Source organism: Mesobacillus selenatarsenatis SF-1, from assembly GCF_000813125.1.
GTDB classification, from domain to species: Bacteria; Bacillota; Bacilli; order Bacillales; family Cytobacillaceae; genus Mesobacillus; species Mesobacillus selenatarsenatis.
Map to the genome: position 1 here is coordinate 1 of NZ_BASE01000036.1, position 20,684 is coordinate 20,684.

General features: G+C 45.9%; 18 protein-coding genes. 4 read left to right on the plus strand and 14 right to left on the minus strand.

The features are described from left to right. Positions 1-308: 308 nt before the first annotated feature. Both addA and addB read right to left on the minus strand, forming a co-directional pair. Complete coding sequence (gene addA / locus TY49_RS08095; RefSeq protein WP_041965408.1) at positions 309-4,109, minus strand: helicase-exonuclease AddAB subunit AddA; 3,801 nt, start codon at positions 4,107-4,109, stop codon at positions 309-311. Beyond that, a complete protein-coding gene (gene addB / locus TY49_RS08100; protein ID WP_084135430.1) occupies positions 4,102-7,677 on the minus strand; it encodes a helicase-exonuclease AddAB subunit AddB in 3,576 nt (1,191 codons plus the stop codon). Before addB ends, addA begins: the two co-directional genes overlap by 8 nt. Positions 7,678-7,903: 226 nt before the next feature. Here addB and TY49_RS08105 point away from each other — a divergent pair, with 226 nt between their 5' ends. Both TY49_RS08105 and TY49_RS25225 read left to right on the plus strand, forming a co-directional pair. Next, a complete protein-coding gene (locus TY49_RS08105; protein WP_232310415.1) occupies positions 7,904-8,851 on the plus strand; it encodes an MFS transporter in 948 nt (315 codons plus the stop codon). A gap of 35 nt (positions 8,852-8,886) precedes the next feature. Further along, positions 8,887-9,057, plus strand: coding sequence for a hypothetical protein (locus tag TY49_RS25225; protein ID WP_232310416.1), 171 nt, complete (start codon positions 8,887-8,889; stop codon positions 9,055-9,057). A 17-nt stretch (positions 9,058-9,074) separates the two neighbouring features. On the opposite strand, the gene TY49_RS08110 is transcribed toward TY49_RS25225, so the two are convergent. From TY49_RS08110 to TY49_RS08160, 11 genes are all read right to left on the minus strand, one after another. Beyond that, on the minus strand, positions 9,075-10,601 hold the full coding sequence (locus TY49_RS08110) for a class I adenylate-forming enzyme family protein (protein ID WP_041965409.1): 1,527 nt from the start codon (positions 10,599-10,601) through the stop codon (positions 9,075-9,077). A 207-nt stretch (positions 10,602-10,808) separates the two neighbouring features. Then, the gene (locus TY49_RS08115) at positions 10,809-11,144 is read right to left on the minus strand and encodes a hypothetical protein (protein ID WP_041965428.1); all 336 of its coding nucleotides are present in this window, start codon (positions 11,142-11,144) and stop codon (positions 10,809-10,811) included. Between the two features lie 443 nt (positions 11,145-11,587). Further along, positions 11,588-12,328 carry a 3-oxoacyl-ACP reductase FabG gene (gene fabG / locus TY49_RS08120; RefSeq protein WP_041965410.1) on the minus strand — a complete coding sequence of 247 codons (741 nt, stop codon included), beginning with the start codon at positions 12,326-12,328 and terminating at the stop codon, positions 11,588-11,590. 12 nt (positions 12,329-12,340) lie between these two features. After that, on the minus strand, positions 12,341-13,243 hold the full coding sequence (gene phaZ / locus TY49_RS08125; protein WP_041965411.1) for an intracellular short-chain-length polyhydroxyalkanoate depolymerase: 903 nt from the start codon (positions 13,241-13,243) through the stop codon (positions 12,341-12,343). Continuing rightward, complete coding sequence (locus TY49_RS08130; RefSeq protein WP_041965412.1) at positions 13,243-14,259, minus strand: 3-oxoacyl-ACP synthase; 1,017 nt, start codon at positions 14,257-14,259, stop codon at positions 13,243-13,245. Before TY49_RS08130 ends, phaZ begins: the two co-directional genes overlap by 1 nt. 57 nt (positions 14,260-14,316) lie before the next feature. Next, positions 14,317-14,496 carry a hypothetical protein gene (locus tag TY49_RS08135; protein ID WP_041965413.1) on the minus strand — a complete coding sequence of 60 codons (180 nt, stop codon included), beginning with the start codon at positions 14,494-14,496 and terminating at the stop codon, positions 14,317-14,319. After that, positions 14,496-15,509 carry a branched-chain amino acid ABC transporter permease gene (locus tag TY49_RS08140; RefSeq protein ID WP_041965414.1) on the minus strand — a complete coding sequence of 338 codons (1,014 nt, stop codon included), beginning with the start codon at positions 15,507-15,509 and terminating at the stop codon, positions 14,496-14,498. The genes TY49_RS08135 and TY49_RS08140 overlap by 1 nt, the downstream gene beginning before the upstream one ends. Before the next feature lie 4 nt (positions 15,510-15,513). Then, positions 15,514-16,374, minus strand: a complete 861-nt coding sequence (locus TY49_RS08145; RefSeq protein ID WP_041965415.1) for a branched-chain amino acid ABC transporter permease — start codon at positions 16,372-16,374, stop codon at positions 15,514-15,516. Between the two features lie 17 nt (positions 16,375-16,391). Beyond that, positions 16,392-17,099 (minus strand): ABC transporter ATP-binding protein, encoded by a 708-nt coding sequence (locus TY49_RS08150; RefSeq protein ID WP_041965416.1) that lies wholly within the window; start codon positions 17,097-17,099, stop codon positions 16,392-16,394. Beyond that, positions 17,077-17,850, minus strand: coding sequence for an ABC transporter ATP-binding protein (locus TY49_RS08155; protein ID WP_041965417.1), 774 nt, complete (start codon positions 17,848-17,850; stop codon positions 17,077-17,079). Before TY49_RS08155 ends, TY49_RS08150 begins: the two co-directional genes overlap by 23 nt. Before the next feature lie 266 nt (positions 17,851-18,116). Then, positions 18,117-19,361: a substrate-binding domain-containing protein gene (locus tag TY49_RS08160; RefSeq protein WP_041965418.1), complete on the minus strand. Its 1,245-nt coding sequence runs from the start codon at positions 19,359-19,361 to the stop codon at positions 18,117-18,119. Between the two features lie 203 nt (positions 19,362-19,564). On the opposite strand from TY49_RS08160, the gene TY49_RS08165 reads away from it, so the two are divergent. Beyond that, positions 19,565-19,822, plus strand: a complete 258-nt coding sequence (locus TY49_RS08165; RefSeq protein ID WP_052442133.1) for a DUF3949 domain-containing protein — start codon at positions 19,565-19,567, stop codon at positions 19,820-19,822. Between the two features lie 100 nt (positions 19,823-19,922). Then, positions 19,923-20,240 (plus strand): hypothetical protein, encoded by a 318-nt coding sequence (locus TY49_RS08170; protein WP_041965419.1) that lies wholly within the window; start codon positions 19,923-19,925, stop codon positions 20,238-20,240. A gap of 28 nt (positions 20,241-20,268) precedes the next feature. Here TY49_RS08170 and TY49_RS08175 read toward each other — a convergent pair whose 3' ends face one another. Continuing rightward, entirely contained in the window at positions 20,269-20,670 is a 402-nt protein-coding gene (locus tag TY49_RS08175) for a VOC family protein (protein WP_041965420.1), read from the minus strand. Between the last annotated feature and the right edge of the window lie 14 nt (positions 20,671-20,684).

Below are 20,684 nucleotides of genomic sequence, written 5' to 3' on the forward strand. Positions count from 1 at the left end.
TACCCTCTATTGGTTACCTAATCTCCAGGATTTCTGCTTTTTAGGGCACCAATGCCCTCTATTGGTTACCTAATTTCCTGGATTTCTGCTTTTTATGGCACCAATGCCCTCTATTGGTTACCACATTTCCAGGTTTTCTGTTTTTTATGGCGCCAATGCTACAATGGGTTCCTACACAAGCTTACTACGATTGTCATGTCATCTAATTTACAGCCAATACAAATTTCGATGAAGAATGTTCCTGAGAAAATTAATATAAAAAAACCGGCAGGATTATTATTCACATCCCACCGGTTTTTAACATTACTTTATATCTGGTCTAGTTCAAGCAGATGTCCGCCGTCGAAGAAATACAAGTACTTCTCTTCAACAGGCTGCTTCCATACTTGTTCGATTGCTTTGGCATACAAACTGATCTGGATTCGATAGCGTTCTTCCAGAATCGGCTTTGCCTGTTCGAAGCCGCCTTTATAACGGTCATGGATGCCATCCGTTTTAAAATCAAGCAGAACTGTTCCGATTTTATCTTGGAAAATACAGTCCACTACCCCCTGGATAAAAATCGGCTCGTTTTTTCCCTGCCAATCAGGATATACTTCTTTTGACGGCAATGACAGATAAAAAGGTACCTCCCGGCTGACTTTTTCCGCAGTCAACAGCCGTTTGCCAATGTCAGTTTCAAAAAAGGCAAGTATCCATTTCTTATCTACAGCATCGCGTTGCTCATCAAAAAGCAACTCCTTCTCCACCATCTTCTCCAGCTGCATCTCGAGTGAAGCTTCCGTTACTGGCTGGTTAAGATCGATATGCTGCATGACCATATGCATCGCTGTTCCCCGTTCTGCAGGTGTAAGCTTTTTCTCCTGCATGAATCTTGGCCTGTTGAGGATTGGTTTTGTGAACTTCCTGACAATCTGTGTACCGCTCTCTTCATCCCTGGTTTCGTGGTTGCGCTTCAGCTCTGTAACGGACTGTTTTGAACGGTGATTTGCCGCTTCCTTGAAGTGATAATTCCATGAAAGCTGCCTGTGCACTGATTCTGCCAGTTGAGATTCTTTGTTTACAGGTTTTCCTGCTTCAACAAGGTCCATCACGCTTTCGTGTACTTCGGTTTTCTCGTCACCATATGAAGCAATTTCCTCTGCTTTGATAGTGTCGATTTTCCAGCGGGAAGAATGTTTTGTAATATCTTCCCCCAGTCTCGGATGAAGGGAAACCTCACTTCCCCTGATGTAGTCACAATCCTGGTGGCGGATAACCGCGGGGCCAATCCAGTCAATATAGCCCGAAGCTGACGCCCTTAAATATTCATCCAGCAGCCAGTCAGGATGGCTTGCCTCGTCCTGCCATTTACTGATCGTTTTTTCAGCATCCTTAACCGATCCTATCAAGTAAAGCTTTTCCTTGGCACGCGTCAAGGCAACGTATAGTACTCTCATTTCCTCTGCCAGCATTTCCATCTTATGCTTGCGCTTGAAGGCTAACTGCGGCAAGGAAGGGTAGGAAATTCGCTTCTCAGGATTGATATATTTTGCCGCGAAACCAAACTCTTTATCGAGCATGTAGAATTTTTTCAGGTCCATAGTATTGAAATTGCGGGCCAGGCCGGCAACGAAGACTACCGGGAACTCAAGTCCCTTGCTGCTGTGGATCGTCATGACCCTGACCACATCTTCCTGCTCTCCAAGAGCTCTTGCAGCACCAAGGTCGTCGCCTCGCTCCCTCATCCGCTCAATGAATCGCAAAAAGCGGAACAGGCCGCGGAAACTCGTTGCTTCATATTGTCTCGCGCGATCATATAATGCTCGCAAGTTTGCCTGGCGTTGCTTGCCTCCTGGCATCCCGCCGGCAAAATCGAAGAAACGGGTTTCCCTGTATAATTGCCAGATCAAATCAGATACAGAACCCTGTCTTGCTGAAGTCCTCCAGCTCTTTAAACTTTCGAAGAAGCGACTTGTCTTCTCTTGCAATTCTTCATTTTCCGGCAACGGTTTTTGATGGCAGAATGCTGTCAATGCTTCATAGAAAGAACCGCGTTTCTGGCTGACCCTGATGATGGCAAGCTCTTCTTCATCCAGTCCAACTATCGGGGATCTCAAGACTGCAGCCAGAGGGATATCCTGATAAGGATTGTCGATCACCTTCAACAAGGAAATCATGATTGCTACCTCTGTTGCCTGGAAATAACCAGTGGAAAGGTTTGCGTAAATCGGGATGCCCTGCTGCTTGAACTCCTCCATGATTTGCGGCGCCCATGTCATCGAGCGGAGGAGTATGACGACATCACGGTAGTTGACGGGTTTTGATGTCTTAGTCTTTGGATTGTAAACACCCCGTCGCTCTTCTACCATATCCTTAATATGCTTCGCCATCAGCCTTGCTTCGAGCTGGGATTGTTCCAGGTCGTCTGCGTCAAATTCATCTGCTGCACTTTCACTATCTTCCCCAGGATCACTTTCTGATGATGCGCCCTCACTTTTATCTATTAAGAGCAGCTCCACAGGGAACTCGTCATCTTCAGGATAGTGCGCTCCTTTCTTCAGCTCAGCATTCTCATCGTAATGGATCTCGCCTACCTTGATGCCCATGATTTGCTTGAATAAATAATTGGTTCCATCAAGAACCTCCCTGCGGCTCCGGAAGTTCTTGGCCAAGTCTATTTTCAATCCTGTTCCTTCGCCATTCGATGTGAACCTGTTGTATTTACCCAGGAACAGATTAGGCTCAGCAAGACGGAACTTGTAGATTGACTGCTTTACATCACCAACCATGAACAAGTTTCCTGATGTCTCCCCATCAGCTGTCACAAGCTGGAGAATCGCTTCCTGTACCATGTTCGTATCCTGGTATTCATCCACCAGCACTTCCTTGAATTTATTGCGATAGGCGAGTGCTGCTTCTGAAGGTTTAGATTCACCTGCAGGGAATTCTTCCTCCGAATCTGATTTTGCTGTCAGGATTTCCAGTGTATAATGCTCAAGGTCCGAGAAATCAACAAGGCCACGCTCCTGCTTCACTTCTCCAAACCGGTGTGAGAATTCTTTTACAAGATCAATCAGGACAGCGATCAATGGTTTCATTTCCTGCATATCCTTCAGGAAACTTTCAGGTTTTCGTGAAAATAGTTCCCCCCTCAAGTCCTGGACGATTTTCTTTGCCCGGTCTCGGAGTTTGGCCGCCTTATCTACAAGATCCTTGTTGAAATCATCGCCGCGGCATGTTTTCGCCCTGCCAAAATTGGCGAGCTGGATCGCGTCATATAGCTCTCCCCATGATCGGTCTTTTGCAGCAAGCAAAGTATCAATCACATGCAGGTCTTCAGTGAAATTAACTGCCCTTGGAGCAGGTCCCCCAGGCATTTTGGTGATCTCCATCCCTTTTTCAAGAAGCTGGTTCGCCCCCTGGAGCTGAAGCTCAATATCCGCAATGAGCACTTTCATGAAGGGCAGGTTCTCTATCGCCGTGCTGCCTGCTGCATCATACATTGAAACGATTGAATCAAGATAGGCATCAGGAGATGGATTGGATCTGGCAAAGTCAAAAAGGTCAACAATGATATCCTTCAAGCCTTCATCGCTGCGGTCATTCGTGAACGCATCCACCAGGTTGAAAAAGTGCTGGTTATCTTCCTTTCCGTATTCTTCTTCAAAAAGATCCTCAATCACTTCGTCACGAAGCAGCTGCCCTTCGGTTTCATCAGCAATCCTGAAACCAGGGTCAACTTCGATCAAGTAATAATACTTTCTGATCACTTCTAGGCAGAATGAATGGAGTGTTGAAATAGACGCTCTGTTCAAGAGACTAAGCTGCTTTTTCAAATGAGTTGAAGCCGGGTTGCTGTCGATTGCTTTTTCGAGCGCTTCCCCTATCCGGTGGCGCATTTCAGCCGCAGAGGCATTGGTGAATGTCACGACGAGCAATTCATCAACATCAATCGGATTGCTTTCCGAAGTGATTTTCTTAATGATTCTCTCAACAAGCACCGCAGTTTTTCCTGACCCTGCTGCCGCTGCGACAAGGATATCCTGTCCCGATGCCATGATCGCCTTCCACTGGTCTTCCGTCCAGGTTGCCCCTTCCGGCACTGGCGGTATATTTGTTTTAGCCAAGGTCCTCTTCCTCCTCCCTCATTGATGCCATAATATCCTGTTTCTTAATTTTTTCTAATCTATCATTTACTCCTGGTAAGCTATCATTCGCCTCAATCCCTTGATCTTGGTGGAGCGACGCTAGCAAATCTTCTTTTTTAATGACTGGAAGCTTCCTGAAATCATTCGATTCCACAGCCTGGTCAAACTGACAGACCGGCTTGAAGGAACAGAATGTACACGGTGCCCTGTCCTTTAGCTTATACGGCGCAACATCGACGATTCCGCTGACAATCCTGTTGCCGGTTTCCACATACTTATGACGCACAAATTGCCGCAAATGGTCAAAGTCCTCCTTGCTGGCCACCTTTGAGCTTTTAAGCAGACTTCCATCCTTTTTAAAACCTGCGGAAATAATCTGCGAACTGCCTGTATCCAATCCCTTGTCCATCAGCCTGATGACATTCTCATCACTGAGCAGCAATCCATTCATTTTAAAGCGCTTGAGGATTTCCTCTTCAATTTCATCAAGAGTCAGCATTTTCGATGCGTTGACAATAGGGTTATGGACATGGAAATACAGGACTCCCGCCGGGTCAGCAGCCTTGCCGACCAACATCGGCGAATGAGTGATGATGATATCCAGGTAGGTGAGCATCTGAAGGGCCACACCATGATAAACCTCCGTCAGATTGACATCCTTCACGCTGGATTTATAATCGACGACCCGTAGGTACATTCCCTTGTCGTCCTCTGCTTTATCGACGCGGTCAATCCGGCCCATCAGTTCCATCCTGGTGCCATTTTTCAGCGAAAAAGCAAGCGGCGGCAGTTTTCCCTGGCGTCCGAAGCCAAGCTCCAGGCCTACAGGTGAAAATCCGCTGACCTTGGCATGCTCACTTAAAACAAGCGACGCGCGACTGATGATATTCTGCAGCTTCTGCCTGATATAATGATGTCTGTTCGAACTCATCAAGATCTCATTCTGCAGTTTAGGAGCCAGCTTTTGGACTGCATCCCTTGCCAGTTCTTCAGCCTGGGCTCTTGTAAGCTGGGCCCAGCTGAGGTTTTGCTGCATGACGGTCTCGGCAATTTCCTTCAACGCAGCGTGGAACAAATCACCGATATCCGGAGCCTCAAGACGGAAGATCTGGCGGTCGCGCAGCTTCAATCCATGCTGAACGTAGTGCGAGAATGGGCAGCTATTGAACAATTCCATCCTTGATACACTGGCCTGAATTTCATCACCATATAGCTCCTTCGTGACTTCTTCGGACAACTGCTTCGTCCTGTTTTCGTAAAATAGGCTTGAAAGAACCTTGCGTGCAGTATCAGCCCATTGATGATCCTTAATATAATAATCGTAAACATCCCACCAAAAATCATAGACTGGATAATTGCGCTTCTTCAATTGAAGCTGGGATGTCAGATAAGACAGAGCAACGTTTTCTCCAGCTGCGTACTCTATTTGCTCCTCTTCCGGCAATTCCGATGGATCTGGCAGGAAGAAGTGGGATTGATGTTCAGGGAAAAGATCAGAAATCCTCTTAATAAATGAAGATGGCATCAAAGCTTTCCCTTCTTCATTGGCTATAGGGTAACTGATATACAGCTGTTCTGAAGGCGTCACAAATGCCTTATAAGCAATGAAGTTTTCGTCCAGCAGCTTCGTGCGGCTGCTTGGGGCAAGCTTTATGCCTTTTGACTGCAAAAGTTCCCGGTCATCATCCGCAAAAATCCCCTCCTCCGACATCTTCGCCGGCAGAACACCTTCATTGACGCCGATCACAAATGCGACCTTAACATCGGCAAGCCTTGTCTTTTCAAGGTCGGCAACCAAAATCTGGTCAATTGCAGGTGGAATAAGTGAGAACCTTAATGATTCAAAGCCAGCATCAAGAATCGTCACGAACTTTTTAGGCGCAACTTTTGTGTCACCAAGCATCTCGACGAACTGGTCAAGAAGGTTGATTACTGCATTCCAGGCTTGTTCATGCTCCCTCGCCTCTACCAGCTTTCCTTCCTGTTCAGCACCCATTCTCCATGCCTCGAGCTTGGCTGGTATATCAAGCTCTTCCATGAATAGATAGACTGCTTCCGAAAGCTTCCTTCCCGTGTCAGCACGCTTCAAGCGGCGGGCCAGCCGCAGCAGCGGAGAAGTAATCAATAGCCGCAGATCATTCAGTTCCTGTTCTGTCTGTTTTTCTGCATCCGTCTGGGCCACACTGTCATACTCAAGGCCGCGGATCCTTCGGTATTTCCATCGTTCTTTTTTCGTCCATTTAACCCCCTGGATGCCATATGCAAGTACATAGTTCTCCAGCACATCCATCTGTTCGCGCATCTTGTTCAGATTAACGCCATCCGGGAACAATAAGTCAGTTTTTACAGCCCGAAAAATCGGTTCATATCGCCAGTTACCCAATACCGTTTCAAGGCTGGAACGAACGAGCTCAATCAATGGATGATGAAGCATATTCCGCTTCTGGTCGATAAAGTATGGAAGCCCATAATCATCAAAAATCGTTTCAAGCACTTCGCGATATTCGCTGCCTCTCATCAAAACCGCAATATCACGGTAACGGTAACCATTATCCCTTGCAAGTCCGAGAATCTTGCGCGCAACCCCTTCAAGTTCTGCCCTTCTGTTGGCAGCCTGGGCGATATGGATCGCAGCCTCTCCGTCATATTTAACGGCAGGCCTGGAATCAAATTCTCTTTCAAGGTGCTCAAGGGATTCATCCTGCCAACGTCTCTGCTCTGTCAACACGACGTCTTCTTCCAGCTCATAGCCTTTAGTCCTAATCATGTCATACAGTGTTGAGCAGGTTTCTCCAGTTATCCTGAATAAATGCAGTTCGTCAGGCTTAGCATCTTTAAAACCCTGGTCGACGGGCAGCGCGATCGTCACCCTTTTACATGTGCCGATCAGCTGGTCAATGATCATCAATTCAAGGGGAGTGAAGCTGTAAAAACCATCGATGTATACTTCCGCATTTTTTAAATATTGTGAGGCAGGGATTTTCTCGGCAAGCAGTTTAAAGTAATCCTCTGAATCGATATATTTGCCGAATAATTCATCTTCAAATTGACGATAAACTAACTCAAGATCATGGACTTTATCCTTCAGCGCTTTATTGCCTGCAGAGCTATCCTCCATTTTTCCAGTGAGCTCATCCGGGTTAATCGCATAGCGTTTGAACTCAATCAGCATCTGCTCCATCAGCTGGACAAAGCCATTTTTATCCGCTGCCTTTTGGAAGATTTTCAAGTCATCTTTTTTATCCTCAATGATTTTGCGGATCATCATGCTGATCCCGACGCTGTCCAAATGCTGGCGAGTATACCCGCCGGTTTCCTGCAGGGTTCTCCAGGCAAGGCGCGGAAAGCTGAAAACCTGCGCCCTGATCATCCCCCCAAGCTCAGGGTCAGTGGACAATCTGTATTCTGAAAGAAATGACATTTGTTCAGGAACAAGATAAACTACCGGATCCCCCTGCGGGTCGGAAATAAGCCTGTCCTTGATTTCATTTATGACCATCTCGGTTTTGCCGCTTCCCGAGCGCCCGAGTACTAAACGTACAGACATCTGACTTCCCCTTTCTCTCTTAAAATATCTATCTCTGTATCACTTTTAAAATTGAAAAAGGCGCTTCATATTCATGCGCCTTCTACATACCAAACGATTGTTCTATATATCATTCATTATACCTTTTTTTCAGGCCATTTTGGAAGCAGGAAGCCCGTTAATTTTTCCCAAAACAACCTCCAAAATCAGTGGTGGCTGCATATGTTAGTGGTGGCAGGTGATATACATGAAATCCATGTCCTTTTTTCACAAGGCTTCCATCCTACTGACAATTTGCGCCATCATGGTCGCAAGCAATATTTATACGCTGATTCCCATTTATTCCGTTCTTGCGGATGACCTATTGATCGCCGAATCCCACGTTGTATTGGCCGGAGGGCTATTTACTTTTTTCTATGCCTGCGGACTGCTTTCATTCGGGCCGGTATCCGATTTCACAGGGAGAAGGAAAATCCTTGTGTTCGGACTTTTGGCCTCAGCACTGACAACACTGGGCGTCGGCTTTTCTGCCGGATCCGCCAGTTTGTGGATCGCCCGTTCGCTCCAGGGAATCACTCTGGCTACCTTCGCTTCAGTTGCTTTCGCCTACTCCTATGATGTATTCAATTTTCGGCAGAGGACCATCCTTGTTGTACTGATCAATACTGGATTTTTAATCGCGGGAATCTTCGGTCAGGTTGCCAGTGATTTTCTGGCCGGTGTTTTTTCCTGGAACAGTGTCTTCTTTTTCTTCTCAATTGTCTATTTTTTTCTATTTGCTGCTGCTTTTTTCCTGCTGAAAGAGTCACCACCACAGTCGGTAGAAAGCAAGCCTTTATGGCGAGGCTTTTTTCAATTGCTAAAAGATTCTCGCTTGATGAAATGCTATAGTATTACATTCACACTGTTGTTTGCGATTATCTCTTTCTATGATGCAATTGGCCGTTATTTTAACGGACCTGAATCAGACCTATTGATGATCCGGCTTGTTGGATTAATTGGCGCTTCTCTTTCCCTCTTCACGGGTAAATTGATGGATCGCTGGGGAGAACTTCGCACATTGAAGTTTGGTTTGGCCATCGGATCTACGAGCGCATTCCTGCTGCTTTTATTCCATTCTACCGGAGCTTTGATTTTCTCTCCATCTTTTTTGTTTCATCGATTTCACTCGTCATACCTACCATCATTACTCTGATCGGCTTCTACGGCAGCAGCCAGCGAGCCAAAGCATTGTCACTCTATTCATTTATCCTGCTGACCGGCGCCAGCCTCGCTCCGCCGGTCGCGGCCCTGCTGCCATTTAGCGGAGTCATGATTCTCTTATTTGCACTCTTCTCTGTTAATATTGTACTTTGCATCCTGATTCAAAAAAAGGCATTCCAGTCAGCAAACGCTGGCTGAAACGCCTTTCTTCTATTTTAGCTGACAGGCTTTTGGCCTGAAGCAGACAACGCATCTTCTTTCAGTTGTTTTTTATCAATTTTGCCTACATGTGTCTTCGGCATCTGGCCAATGGTATGGATCACTTTCGGTACTTTATAACCGCCCAGCTTCTGCCTGCAATGCATTTTTGCATCCTGTTCCCCAAGATCGGCTCCTTCTTCAAGAACAATGAAGGCAGTCACTACCTCTCCCCACTTTTCATCCGGTATACCGACCACAGCAGCCTCGCGAATAGAAGGATGGGCACAGAGCCAGTGCTCAATTTCGAGCGGATAGACATTTTCACCACCCGTGATGATCATCTCTTTTTTCCTGCCGACAATATAGTAATAGCCATCCCTATCTCTTTTTGCCAGATCTCCAGTATAGAGCCAGCCGTCCTTCAATGTGTCATTCGTCGCGTTTTTATTTTTCCAGTAATATGAAAATGTATGATTCCCCTGGATGGCGAGTTCACCGACCTCATCCTCTCCAGTCTCGTTTCCGGCTACATCCAGAATCCTGATATTATGGAATAACATTGGCTTGCCGACTGAGCCTCTTTTTACATCTGCATCTAAAGGATCTATGTAAAAATTATTTGGCCCAGCCTCTGTCAGTCCATACCCCTCCTTGAAGGCAATACCCTTCTGTTTGTAAGCTTCATAAATTTCGAGCGGGCATGGGGCTCCACCTGATAAAAATAGCTTTATGTCCTTGAATACTGCCTTGTGAAAGCAATCCGATTTAACAAGCATATGGTGCATCGTCGGGACAAACAGGACGATCGTGCACTTATGCTCAATTACATTCTTAATCGCACTTTCCGGTGTAAAGTCATTGGCCAGGACGACGGTGCCCCCTGCCATCAGGATTGGAACGGAAAGAGCATTCAGCCCTCCAGTGTGGAATAATGGTAAATATGTCACCGTTCGGTCTTCATTCGTAAGATTCCAGCTGGCGATCGTGGAAATGCTGTTCCAGATGATTGCCCGATGTGACAGAACCGCTCCTTTTGGTTTCCCAGTGGTCCCGCCTGTATAAATCATTGCCAGAGGGTCTTCCTCTTCCAAATCGATTTCACGCTTTTCACGCTGGCCGGCGAATTTTTCAATCAGCCCCGAGAATCGGGTACCATCTATTTGAATGCAGCGATCTTCCTCACCCCAGATCATCGTCACTTCTTTTGTAAAACTTGAATGGATCGCAAGGATTGAGGGTTCACAATCTTTTATAATAAAGGCTAATTCATCGACAGATAGCCTCCAGTTCAACGGCACGAAAATGGCGCCGATCTTTCCACAGGCAAACAGCAAATCAAAATAACAGATTCCATTTGGCGCGAGCAAGGCTATTCTGTCTCCCTTTTTTACCCCTTCTGTTTCCAGCCACGCTGCGATAGCTTTAGCCCGATCATTGACTTCCCTGTACGACCAGTCCTGACCTGTCTCTGCATCGATAATCGCAGCGGCCTTCGGGGTCAAACTTGCTCTTTTTTCAAGCCAATCGAGCTCCCACCTCACCGCAATCTCTCCCTCTCTCGTCATGATGGGTTTATTTTAGAAAATGGGAGTTACAGGATAGTTACATAAAACAAAAAGCGCAAGCACCTTGGTCAGCTCCGATAAGCACCTGGAGCTGAATTAAAAAAACTTATAAATATATCCACACTAAAATATTTTTCTGGCAACAGAAAAAGACACCACAGCATCAGCTATGGTGTCAAAATTTTATATCCCACTTAACTCTTCTTCCGTAAATATCCCCATGCTTTTCACATGATTCCTGGCTTCAGCATCACCCAGTTTGTAGACCATCGCGTAAATCTCCTTCATCGCAAAGTCATATTCAGCATGTTCACGGTCTGGGTCGGTAAAAGGGCGAAGGTGAGAGTTGCCAAAGGTTGCCCAATCCGCCTTATAATTTTCGGTGAGATACTCGCGCAGATCCTTGATTTCTTCTCCTGTCGCGATCAACGTGAATAAATGGCCCTCCGGCTCGGCTGGCGTGTCCAGAACCTCGCCACTTTCTATATTAAAGTAGTACTTCTGCTTAGTTTCTTCCATGTACAGCACCTCATCCTTTTTTAATACCATTTACCACTTTTGGTGGGAAGTTAACCTTAAAGTGATGATTGGTGGATGCAAAAAGTGGAGATAGGGTAAGGAATAGGGAGTGTGCCATTTATAGAGATTAAGTAATTTTAATACCAATTGGCATGACCTTTTGAAGCAATTTTATTAACAGTGGGGAGGTTTTTTCGCGGCTCGGAGGGTTTGAAACGGATTTACCTACGCTTAGCTCGAGTATTTCTACGGTTGAGAGATTTATCTCCAGTTAAGAGAGATTTATCTCCAGTTAAGAGAGATTTATCTCCAGTTAAGAGAGATTTATCTCCGGTTGAAAGAGATTTATCTCCAGTTGAAATCATTTTATCTACGGTTGGCTCAAATATATTCCTCCCCTTCTTACCCATAATAAAAAAGCGCATCAAGTGCGCTTTTCAATCTTACATCATAATCCCGCCATCGACATGAAGAGTCGTGCCGTTTACATATTTTGATTCGTCTGAAGCAAGGAACAAATAGGCGTCGGCTATATCCTCTGGCAAACCGAGCCTGCCAAGCGGGACAAGCATTTTCATTTGTTCAATCACTTTGTCTGGCACCGCGGCGGTCATACCTGTTTCGATGAAACCTGGCGCTACAGCATTGACATTGATGCCTTTGCGGCCAAGTTCCTTTGCCCATGTTTTCGTCATCCCGACGACTCCGGCTTTTGTTGCTGCGTAGTTTGTCTGTCCCACGTTGCCATATATGCCGGAAACGGATGATGTATTGATGATTCTCCCTGAACCTTGCTGAACCATCGCTGGCACAACCGCCTGGGCGCAATTGAATACGCCGGTCAGGTTGACATCAACGACCTTTTGAAAATCCTCTGCCGAAAGCTTATGAAGCATCCCATCCCTGGTGATGCCTGCATTATTTATTAAAATATCAATTTTGCCAAAGTATCCTAAAACGTTTTGGACCAACGAATCTACACTGGCCCTGTCGGCAACGTTCACCTGAAAAAAAGCGACGTCATAGCCATCAGCAGACAGTTCGGCTGCTCGATTTGATCCTGTTTCCTCATCAAAGTCAGCCATTGCAATCCTGGCACCTTCACGCGCAAAAGTCTTTGCTGCAGCAAGCCCGATTCCGTTCGCTGCACCTGTAATAATCGCTACTTTATCTTTCAATCTCATAAAAACACCTTCCTACTCTGCTAAAAATCCTTCGATATGCTGCAATAGCTGATCCAGGTCATCTACTAATGGCGAGTGGCCGCAATCCTTCAATTCTACAAACCTTGCGCGCCCTTCAAAATCCTCGACGATTTCCTCGGTCATCCTCTCAGTAACAACGAGATCTCGGTCACCCCGGAGCACAAGCACAGGGATCTGGATATCCTTCACCTGATCTGTTCCATCCTTCAGGCCATTATTTACGGAACTAATATTAAATGTATTAAGAGAATGGTAGACTTCCGCGAGATTGCGCTGTGTCAGCATATCATCAATATACTCATCATAGAGACGTTCTTCCGGCTGACGATTGGTATAAATCAACATATTCCACATTGCCTTTAAAAATCCTCTATTATGCTGGTCATAGGCCGTCTGGACGGCAACCGTTTTACCAGTATCCGCTTTTACATCCTCATAAGTAATCAGCCGGTTATTTACATCTGGCAGACCCTCTGCACTCGTGCCGAAGAACGGATATCCTCTCGTTGATGCTGATGCGAGCAGCACAAGTTTTTCACAATAACCTGGATAATCAGCGGCGAATTGCATCCCTACTACTCCTCCCGTCGACCAGCCAACAAGTGCAAACTCCTTCAATCCAATTTCATCTACAAACAACTTTACATCATCAGAAAAGTCCTTGATTGACATGATCGGCTTATGATAGCTGGACTCACCAAACCCCCGCAGGTCAACCGCAAAAATTTTATATTCAGGATCTATCTGATCAATCAATATGTCCCAGTGTTTGGATGATGTCATGTTACCGTGGATCAATAGAACATTCTTGGTTCCGCCATCCCGTTCTCTATACGCGAATGTTTCCCCATTCTGCAAATCAACTTTCTTCAATTCCACTGCTGTTTTTTCCATTACAGCACACCCTTTCCCCAAACAATGGTTGTTGCGCCCCATGCATAGCCTATCCCTGCACTGACAAGAACAGCTACATCTCCGTCCTTCAATTTCCCTGCCTTTTCTGCCAGTTCCAGCGACAGGATCTGGTCAATCTGTCCAATATGCCCATAGTCTTCGAGGTAGATAGAGTTTTCTTCCGCAAGCCCTAGCTCCCTCAATACAAAATCATGTGCCGACCGCTTCATGTGTAACATCCCGACGTAGGAGATATCTTTTTCGGAAAACCCGCTTTTTTCAACGGACCGAGAGATGACCTTCAGGAAATTAGCCATCGACTTTTGCTCTAGCCTCTCCTTCATTCCCTTGGGATCGAGAACATCAAGCTGATACAGCCCGCGCTCTAGATTCTCTGCCGAAATTGGATTTTTCGTCCCTCCAGCAACGACGACGACATCCTCGGAAAAAGACCCATCCGTAATCACTTCTGTTTCCAGCAGCACGTTCTCCTGATGGCCCTTTTGCAATAAAATCGCACCGCCGCCAGCCCCAAGATTGTACATGAACCGTGTTCTCGGATTCTGGTAATCTATGAAATCACCATTGCGATAGCCTCCGGCGAGGAGGACGGTATTGATTGCCGAATCAGAGAGCATCATCCCTTTGGCAAGCTTCAGGGCCATCACTGTCGTTCCGCATCTTAATGCCGTGTCAAAGGCCCAAGCATTCCTTGCACCAACTTCCTCCTGCAGCTTGATTCCAGCGGTCCATAATGGATACTCCTTGTATTCCTCGCCAATATAGATGACAAGGTCGATGTCCATAGGATCCAGGTTCGCTTTTTCCAAAGCAATTCTCGCAGCTCTGATCCCCATCTCACATGTATGGTCACCCGGACCTGGCACCGGCTTTTTCCTGATTCCCATCTTTTCTTCCACAACTTGTTCGGGAATTCCTGCCAACTGGGCAATTTCTGCTCCTGTGACGTAGTTTTCAGGAAGGTAAATTCCCGTACTGATAATGCCAATCTGCATCTTCTTCCCTCCTTTTAAAAAAGCGCAAGCGCTGGAGTTGGACAGTAAAAACTAACTCTATGAGTCTCCAACAATTTCTTTAATAAATTCCATTGCCGACTCTACGGAATCAAAAATAGCTTCCTTTTCTTCCTGCACATATGTTACCTTAACTCTCCAGTATTTTCTGCCGCTGTCCATTTCGATATCCGCGAGCTGGAAACGAAGTACGAATGAAGTAACTTGCTTTGTTTCCATCAGGAATCTCCCTGGCTGACAGTCTCTGATCCAACCGGAACTGAAGCTTTCTTTTTCTTTCTGAATTTCAGTTTCTGCAAGGAACCGACGATGCCCATCGGAAAGAACATGACTGCGAGGATATAAATGATTCCGAAAAAGATGATCCATCTTTCGAAAATCCAGTGAACCTTTGCCAGTTCTGTCAGCCAGTGATGTGAAAACTCGATGATTCCCGCACCGATAATCGCCCCGACAAGCGTCCCGACTCCGCCTATGATCGTCATCAGCAAGGCATCAAGTGTGATATCCATTGTAAAAACACTCGTGTTAACGAACCTTAGGGAAACAGCATATAAAATCCCCGCTATACCCGCGATGACTCCAGATACGACACTCGCAATGACTTTATATTGCAAAACACTATATCCGAGCGATTCTGTCCGCTGCTCATTTTCCCGAATTGCCTGAAGGACTCTTCCAAGTGGTGAATTGGTGAACCTTTTTAATAAAATGAATACAATGACCATCGAAACAAGGCAAATCAGGTAAAAGTCAGTCCGGTCCTTCAGGAATTCTGGCACCCTGAAGGTGAATCCATCATTTCCATAAGTAACACTGCGCCATTTTTCAGCGAGTACTAAAAACAATCCGGCGAATGCCATTGTCAACATCGCGTAAAAATGGCTTTTCAGCCGCAATGTCAGCAGCCCGACAATATAACTGACAACAGCAGTCAGCAAGATCGTGACCAGAACAGCAAGCAGAAAGTAGCTTGTTTCCGGTTCAAATCTTTTCATAAAGACACCAACCGTGTAAGCCCCGATGCCAAAGAACATCGCATGGCCGAACGAGACGATGCCCGTGTATCCGAGCAGGATGTCATAGCTCATTGCCAATACGGCAAAAATGAACACTTGGGAGAGAAGGATGAGCAAGCTTCTTGAATCGTAGACAAAAGGAAGCAGTGCCAGAAAACCTGCGACAAGTAAATATATGATGTTCATTCGATTTGAAAACATTCTTGTCATCATTTCATCACCCCTTTGCCCCAAATAAGCCTTGTGGCCTGAAGATTAATACGACTGCCATGAGCAACATGTTAGCGGCCAGCGCCAGGTCCGGAACATAATAGGCCATGAAAGAACCTGACAATCCAACCAGAATTGCGGCCATCACCGAGCCTGTAAAGCTTCCCATTCCACCAATGACCACTACGATGAAAGCAAGGATCGCGAACTCCATGCCCATATCTGCATAAATCACCCCAGAATATGGCCCTAGCAGCATCCCTCCAAGAGCAGCCATGCCCGCTCCAATCATGAACACGAACATGAATACTCTCTGGATGTTGACTCCTAGCGATTGGACCATTTCCTTGTTCATGACCCCGGCGCGAACGACCAGGCCGATCTTTGTCTTTTTCAGCAGGTATTGTACAGCGAGGAATACAGCAAATCCCACGGCAATGATGAAAACACGGTATTTGATGATAATGATCCCGCCAAACTCCCAGCTGCCAGAAAGGTAATCAGGGGTTACCGCTGAAATCTGGTTAGGTCCCCAGACCACTTTTAACATCTCCGATAAAACAAGCATCAAGCCAAGCGTGATTAATATTTGCTGTACATGGTTGCCGTAAACAGGTTTAATGATCCAGCGCTCAGTTATAATTCCGAGGATCATGCCAGTAAGAATCGCGCCGAGGATTCCGACTAGAAAGCTCCCTGTCGTGGTATAAATCCAAATGCCACTATACGCGCCCCAGGCAAACAATCCACCATGGGCAAAGTTTAGTACATCCATCAAGCCAAAAATTAAAGTAAGGCCGGCTGCCAGAAGGAAGATCAGCATTCCCGTGGCAAGACCGTTAAGGCTCAAGTTAATCAAAACATCCACTTTTACTTCCCCCTATCCTACGCAATGCCGAGATATTTACGTCTCATTTCTTCATCCTCACGAAGGAGATTCATTGAGCCGTTCGAAACCGTCCTGCCATCGTCAATGATGTAAAAGCTATCGCCTATCGTGCTGGCCATCATGAAGTTTTGTTCAACAAGGATGATTGTCGTTTTATCCTTCATTTGCTGAATGGATTCCATTACCTTCTCGACAACAATTGGTGCGAGGCCTTTACTCGGTTCATCGATCAAGAGCAGTTCATTGTCATTGACATATGCTCGAGCGATAGAAAGCATCTGCTTCTGGCCGCCGCTCAAAAGCCCGCCTGGTTTTTTCCAGAACTTTTTCAAATCAGGAAAAAGATCAAGAATCCAATCCAGTCGCTGTTGGGTCTCATCGTTCTCTTTTTTGACTGCCACCTTTATATTTTCTTCCACAGTCAGACCGGCAAAAATTCCCTGATCTTCTGGAACATATCCGATTCCTTTATTTGCAATCGAATAAGTTGGCAGACTCTTGATTTCTTCTTCTTTGAATAAAACAGAACCTTTAGAAGCCGTGTTCAGGCCCATGATCGTTCTGAGTGTCGTTGTTTTCCCGGCACCATTCCGGCCAAGCAATACGGTAACCTCCCCCTTCGGCACTTCAAATGAGATACCTTGAAGAATGTGATACTGGCCAATGAATGTCTCAACCTGTTCAAGCTTCAGCAGCGTGCTCACTATGCAAACCTCCTAAATAGGCAGACTGGACCGTTTCATTTTTCATGATTTCCTCTGGCGTACCATCAGCAAGCAGGGCGCCATTGAACAGGACCATGATGGAATCAGAAAGATCCATGATCATATCCATTTTGTGTTCAATCAAAATGATCGTCCGGTCACCGCGTTGTTTGATTTTCTTGATCACCTCGAGGATTGCCGGAACTTCTTCCAGTGACATACCTGCCGTAGGTTCATCGAGCAGCAGTACCTCAGTGTTCAAAGCAAGCAGCATGGCGATCTCCAGCTTCCTTTTCTCACCATGGGCAAGGTTCCTTGCAAGTGCATCCTTCTTGTCATCGAGCAACACCAGCTTCAGCCACTCTTCTGCTTGCTCCTCAAATTTTTTAAAGGAACGAAAATGCCTGAGCATCTGGTAGCGGACTCCTTCATGTGACTGTACCGCAAGGCGGACATTTTCCATCACTGTCAGATTGGGGAATACATTGGTAATCTGGAAGGACCGTCCAATTCCTGCCCTTGTTCTTTTAGTCGGGGAGAGCTTTGTGATATCACTGCCTTTATACATGACCTGTCCTTTCGTCGGCGCAAGCTGCCCGCTCAACAGGTTGAAGAAGGTCGTTTTTCCGGCACCGTTTGGACCGATGATTGATTTGAAATGATTATGCGGGACTGAGATGCTGACAGAGTCTACAGCGGTATGGCCGCCAAATGTAATACTAAGCTCTTTCGTCTCGATAATTGCCGTCATGTACTTCACCACCCTTGATTGAATTCCGCCTTTGCACATTCAGTAAAAGCATAATGAACTCCGGCTCAGTTACCGAAGTTCATTATGTTACTCGGAAATCCAGCGCTTGTCGGGGCTGACCAAGGCGCTTTCGCTTTTCTTTATGTCCAGCTCCAGCGCCTAGCCCCTCGAGTCGCTTCGGTCCTGCCAATGAAGTCAAAGAACGACTTCACCGTCAGTCCCTCCAGCGCTTGTCGGGGCTGACCAAGGCGCTTTCGCTTTTCTTGTTAATTCCGGATTGGCGGAGCTGTTTCTTCTGGAGAGAGCTCACGGATCAGGACTGGAACTGGATAGTCAACTCCATCCTTTTTCTCCAACTTGATTGCGTATAGTGCCTGGAGTGCTTGATGGTCTTCTTCCCGGAAGGTCATTTTTCCTTTTGGAGAATCAAAGCTCATTCCTTCCATAGTCTCAATCAATTTCTTGGAATCAGTGTCACCCTCAGTTTTCTTCAGTGCTTCCACAATTGCCATCGCAGCTGTCATGCCTCCTGGCGTAAATAAATCTGGAAGCTCACCGTTAAAGCGCTTTTTATGTTCATCCACAAGCCATTTATTGATGTCGTTTTGCGGCAGGTCGTGATAATAAACAGTGAAGCCTTCCATGCCGACAAGTGGCTCCATCGTTGCAAGTGCTGCGATATCAGGAGCACCAGTAGAGATTTTGATTCCTTTTTCCTGGACCTTCATGTCTGAAATCTGGTTCCACGGTGAATTTGCGCCAGCCCAGACGACAAATAAATAATCCGGTTTCTGGTCGATGATCTTCTGGATGTTGGAAGTGAAATCCGTCGCAGCAGGATCTGCATACTCTTCATGGACGATTTCCGCGCCAAGTTTTTCTGCTGCTTCTTTGAACGCTGCGACGCCATCACGTCCAAATGAATAATCAGGAGCAAGAGTCGCTATTTTTACCCCTTTCTTCGCGATTGCAGCGGCACCCGCAACAGCATCCTGTGAAGAGTTACGCGCCGTGCGGAAAATAAATTTATTGAATTCAGAGCCTGTGATGCTGTCTGCTACAGCCGGCTCGACGATCATAATTTTTTCATATTCCTCAGCAAGCGGCAGAACTGCCAGAGTGTCACCTGAACTAGAAGAACCGACCAGGAAGTCTACTTCATCCTCTTCAAGCAGCTTCGTCGCTTTCTGGACAGCTACTTCCGGTTTCGTTTCTGTATCTTCAACAATGAATTCAATTTTACGTCCCGCCACTTCATTTGTTCCGTTAGTAGCGTATTCAAGTCCCAGCTCGAACCCGCGAAGTGTCTGCTTCCCATAAGCCTCAAGTCCGCCTGTTTGCGAAGCCAGGACACCAATCTTGATTGGTTCAGTATTTTTCGGTTCATCTTCTCCTTCTTTTCCTTCCGTACCGCCTGACTTCTCTGATCCCGATCCACTGCAGGCACTTGTAAACAACAGGACCAAAATGAGCATAAATGATAAAACAAAATTCCGTTGACCAGCTTTCATTTCCTTTCCCCCTTTAAAATGGTGATTCCAAAGCCCACAAGCTTTGACATCATCTTAAAAAACGCCAGTTACAAATGAGTTACAACAGGCTGGAGATGTTCATTCGTGAATTGTTGAAGGAAAAATAGAAGAAGATAGTTTAATATGAAACTAAAAAGAAGCTTAATCCGTATAGAGAGATGCATAAAAGAGGGACAACTTTAATGGATTCCGTATTCTTGTTTCTTATCATCCTTTTCACTCTGCCATTCATCATCACAACCGCCATCATGACGCCGATTCAGTACAAGTACATTAAAAAAATGGGAGAATTAAAGAAAGAGCAAAAGCTAACACAAAGAAAAATGTACGAGGAGATGCCTGTCCAAGAAGAAGTCCTCCACATGAACCTGCAATCGAATCCACTTTTCATACCGGCAAATATCATCGCAGGAATGATTTATAAATTCCGGCATCGGTAAAATGGGAATTTCACTTTAAAATTTCTAAATAAAATAGTATCCCCTCCTATTTTCATGGCAATAACGGTACTAAATTGCCATAAACGTGGAGGGGATTTCTATGCAGGGAATCTATTTGATCAATGAAAAGATTCATATAAACGGACGACCCCGGAATGAAAGTGTTGACATCCAGCAATCAGCCCTGCTCGATTTTATGAATAAAGAGAGTGTGGTCCCAGTAAAATTAAATCCTTATCAACTGAACCAGCATTATACGATCCCACACGCCCTGCTCTATGATTTAAAACAACATAAAAAGCAGATTGATTGCCTGCTGATGTACTCCAATGAGTCAATCAGGGATTTCGCTGTAACCTATCCTGCGAGATGGCTGATCCTAAGGAGTTATTTTGACCGAGTGTTGACTGTGGTCTAAGGCAGAAAAAGTATGTAACAGGTCAAAGTCAAAAGCCGTCAGTCCCGCCGAATGCAATGCAATAGCCATCAAGATCCTTGACGGCAAACTCCTTCCAGGGTCCATTATTTTCATCAACCCATGGCTTGATGGCAATTTGCGCCCCTTTTTCCTTAAATTCATGATATAACTCATCAAGTGAATTCCAGTCTTCGATATAGCAATAAAGGTCGACCCCTTGCTTTTCACCTGCTGCCGGCGGATTAGGCCTCACTTCTTTCGGATCGCTGGCTTGTAGCAGTTTTATTGCAAGTCCTGAAAACCCATCGCGGATGGCCCACCAGTCTGTCACCTCACAGCCTAATATGTCGGCATAAAACTTTTTCGCTTTCTCAATATCCGACACTAGCAATACTTTTAATGAGCTATGAATCTGTCTTTTCGTTTCCATTCCACATCCTCCTT